Annotated in this window: 2 protein-coding genes and 3 pseudogenes; all 5 read right to left on the reverse strand. The window is 52.9% G+C overall.

Going from position 1 to position 1,770, the window contains the following annotated elements; translation table 11 throughout:
• Positions 1–142 precede the first annotated feature (142 nt).
• Positions 143–340 carry a hypothetical protein gene (locus tag C442_RS13815; protein WP_225306803.1) on the reverse strand — a complete coding sequence of 66 codons (198 nt, stop codon included), beginning with the start codon at positions 338–340 and terminating at the stop codon, positions 143–145.
• 96 nt (positions 341–436) lie between these two features.
• Positions 437–580, reverse strand: a pseudogene (locus tag C442_RS22915) (hypothetical protein); the annotation flags it as partial.
• Positions 568–837: pseudogene (locus C442_RS23090) on the reverse strand (type IV toxin-antitoxin system AbiEi family antitoxin domain-containing protein); the annotation flags it as partial. The pseudogenes C442_RS23090 and C442_RS22915, both read right to left, overlap by 13 nt.
• Before the next feature lies 1 nt (position 838).
• On the reverse strand, positions 839–1,204 hold the full coding sequence (locus C442_RS20975; protein ID WP_008311422.1) for a VOC family protein: 366 nt from the start codon (positions 1,202–1,204) through the stop codon (positions 839–841).
• A gap of 272 nt (positions 1,205–1,476) precedes the next feature.
• Positions 1,477–1,770 (reverse strand): annotated as a pseudogene (locus C442_RS22645) (hypothetical protein); the annotation flags it as partial.

Here is a 1,770-nt window from a genome sequence, read left to right on the forward strand (position 1 = left end):
GCTGAGTGAGGCTACAGGCGAAGCTGCCGGGTTGTCGGCTTCATCCACACCCCTGAAGGGGTGGGCTTTCGCCTTGCTCCCGCTGTAAGAACGGCAAGGTTCTCACCGTGCCAGGATTGGCATGGCTCGCTGGTCGATCCCACTACTCTTCACTGCTGGGGGCGATACCGAGCCAGACCGCGATATATCGATACGCAAAGACAATGACGAGGATAATCACCATTTCAATCCAGAATGAAATCTCACCCACAGCCGCTTGAAGCACTTCAAGGATGAAAAACACCAGAAGTAATAACGCAATATAGTACAGCGCGAGTTCCGGCAGTTGGTCTTTGTCCATGCATTCCATACAACGGGACCCCTCTCAAACTCTTTCCTCTACGCCGACAGGGTCAGCTACAATCGAACACAGTCCGGTCGGAAGGATCGAAAACCGGCGATGAGGGTCGATCGCCTTCCGTGCGTCACCGTGACTTTGTACAGCGAACGCCGCCACGAGCGGAATCACATCGGCTTCGAGAGCATCTCGGTGGAACGCATCGCGTCGATTTTCGGGAATTTCGCGCAACTGGTTCGCATCGCAGTTGCGAGTTCTCGACGGACACTAGAACCTGGGAGTGGTCCGCACAGTCGACCAGTGGTTCTCTAAACCGCTGACCCGAACGGTCGTCCCCTCGATAGATGTCGGCTCAAAGCCGAAGAATTTCTGCTCTATGACCGTCGTGACGCGAAACAAGGCGCTGTGAATCACCCGGCTTTGTGTCCGGGTCGTGTGACGACGTACCCCGTCCGGGAGACCTGTTCGGTCAGCCTGTGGTAGCTGAGAGCGCTGTAGTAGCTATTGTTGATACTCGCTGACGCAGAATCCGTTACCCTCGGGATCTGACATCACTGTCCAAGTGGCGGTGTGCGTTTCGTATTCTTCGGTCTTGGTTTCGCGGACAGACCCGCCTATGTTACAGAGTTGTTCGACTGTCTCCCTTCGATTCTCGGTTGAGACATCAAGATGAATGGGGAGATCTCGCTCCGTTCCTTTCGGTTGTTCTTTGAACAGCAAATCCGGACCATCTCCAGGCAGGTCAACGATTTCAGGTTCAAGCGATTCTGGTAGCTCTCGTCGTGTACCACCGAGAGCGACTGACCAGAACTCTGCCAGTTGTTCCACTTTATCACAAGCAAAGGTAATAAATCGTATACCTGGCATGCATTTAGGTTATATTTCGGAGGGTAAAAACACCTATTGGATACGGAAAGTACTACCACGACTATCATCGGGAAATCTTCTGGGAGATCGATAACCTCGTTTATCTTAATGAGGTGAAAGTGGACAGATTGTGTGGTCTTATTGACGATCCGAATAGTCCGCTGAATGAATGGTTGACTGACGCAGGAATAGAGTATAGATAAGGGTGAAGGCATTCCCCTCGGGTAACAAGATACCGTAATCTGCCGTGTTGAATAGATGCTGAGTCACGATTAGAGTGGTTCACAGAGCGGTTCTATGTTCGAGATGGCGAACATCAGGACAATCTCACGGAACTGTCGATACCAGCCGAGCGCTCGCACGGCGTCGCCGAGCGAGCGCTTCGTTGTCGAGTACGATGTTTCGGCCATCCCGCACTGAGAGTAGCCTTTTGCCCGGATGAGCGCGTTATGCCCTAGCGTCAACGGTCTCGATTGGAAGCCGGTATCCGAGGAGTCGTTACTTCGTCGAACGGTTTGGCGAGTGCTGAATCCGGAGAGTGCCACTTCACCAGCACACGTCGAGAT

The sequence above is a fragment of the Haloarcula amylolytica JCM 13557 genome (assembly GCF_000336615.1).
Lineage (GTDB): Archaea > Halobacteriota > Halobacteria > Halobacteriales > Haloarculaceae > Haloarcula > Haloarcula amylolytica.